Below are 1768 nucleotides of genomic sequence, written 5' to 3' on the forward strand. Positions count from 1 at the left end.
CAACAGCACCGGTGCGGCCAGCAAATGCAGGGTCTGTTTCAACATCGGCCATTGCATCCGTGCCGATCGCGACACCGTCAGCCACGGAAACTACCGAGTTTGCACCAACTGCAACAGCGCTTTGAGCGGTTGCCGCAGCATTGTTGCCCAACGCTACCGTGTTGGCGTTGAATGAACGAGCGCCATTGCCAATTGCCGTGCTGCCGTTGATCGCGCTCGCATCAGCGCCCAGTGCGAAACTGTCCGACGACGCTTGTGCGTTTTGCCCGAATGCAACGCCATTGCCCGAAGCGTAGGCCTGGTCGCCGATTGCAACAGCACCGGTGCGGCCAGGATATGCAGGGTTTGTTTCAACCGCGGCCTCTGCATCCGTGCCGATCGCGACACCGTCAGCCACGGAAACTACAGCGCCCGTACCCAACTTGATGGGGTCGCCAGCCATTGCAGCCGACGCGCCCGCGAGGCCCATGCCACCGACCGCGAGTTGCGTCAGGATGGCCTTCGAGATTGCCGTCTTCGCACGCTTGCTCTTGCTGCGACCCGTTGCCAATTCAGAAACTGCGACCCATGATCCCGTCGACTCATTCCAGACTGATTTGTATGACTTGTTCATGCTATGTACCTTTACAAAAATAAGAAAATCGCCTTGCGGATCGGCAGAGACATGGATCGACCTCTTTCTGAGATGCAATCCGTTTCAAAGGCTTCCGCTTCACGCTCGGCGTTCATTGCCTTTCAGAGATTTCGCACTGAAGCACTGAGACCGGGATCACAACTCAGGGCCCGGTTTTTGTGAACGCAACCGAACTATAGATTTGGAATGGGAGCCGCTTAATGCGAAAACTCCTAATTTGATTGGCACTGACGAAAATTAGGTGTTTCAAAAACAAATAATCGAAAAGACGGGTCATTCGTGGACCACGGATAATCGACTAATCCTATGCTGGTCATGGCTTTCGTTTACCTATGACAGCAATTAAAACGACTTTATCGAGATAATAGGAATATTCTTATAAAGGCAAACCGTTGCATCCAAGCAACCCGACGACCGGTTAAGTTGAGACAAATAACTACAAAAATCAACTTGCCTTTATCTCCTCAGAAGTTGCGCGCAAAATAGATTTAACAAAACTTCACCGATTTAAATAAAAAAAGCCATTGGCGCGCTTGACGCCAATGGCTTTAAATTTTTGATATCGATCAGTTACCGCATGCGATCTACTGATGAAAATAGTGTTTTTTCGGGACTGTCAAAAACTCCCTCTGTCAAGCCGACCGCAACCATTCATCCAATGTTCCATTATTAAGATGGATTTTAAGAATTGCCTGATAGGCGTCGAACTGGGTTGTGACCTGGCTAACCTGATTGTTGTAGAAATCACTCTCAGCCGACAACACGTCGACCAGCGAGCGGCGATTCAGGTGGTACCACTGCTCGAAGAACTGCTTGCGAACCAGATCAGTCTCGACGGAAAGTTCGCCGTACAGCTTCGTTCGCGTCGCCAGCGCAATGGCATCGTGGTGAGCGTCGCGCACCTTGAACTCGGAATCGTGTTGCAACTGCTCGCGCTTGTCGTCGCTCGACGACGCCCGGGCAAGCGCTGCCCGCTCGGCGGCCTGCTGGCTGCCGCCCTGGAAAGGCGTCCATGACAACTGCAGCATGGTGGTCCAGGACTGGCGCTGGCCGAACGAATCGGGCGCGGTCGTCTTGTTGATGACCCAGTTCAATTGCGGCAAGCCCCCCGCGCGCACGGATTTGGCGGTTGCC

At 53.1% G+C, this 1768-nt stretch carries 2 protein-coding genes; both read right to left on the reverse strand.

Features of this window, described 5'->3' with window-relative positions; genetic code table 11:
* Positions 1–613 (reverse strand): ESPR-type extended signal peptide-containing protein (locus tag WCA53_RS08180; protein ID WP_423907816.1); only part of this gene is annotated, 613 nt, incomplete at its 3' end.
* Positions 614–1266: 653 nt separating this feature from the next.
* The coding region (locus WCA53_RS08185) for a TolC family protein (protein WP_423907818.1) at positions 1267–1768 on the reverse strand (502 nt) is incomplete at its 5' end.

This window comes from Caballeronia sp. (assembly GCF_049581465.1).
In the GTDB taxonomy this organism is placed as follows: domain Bacteria; phylum Pseudomonadota; class Gammaproteobacteria; order Burkholderiales; family Burkholderiaceae; genus Caballeronia.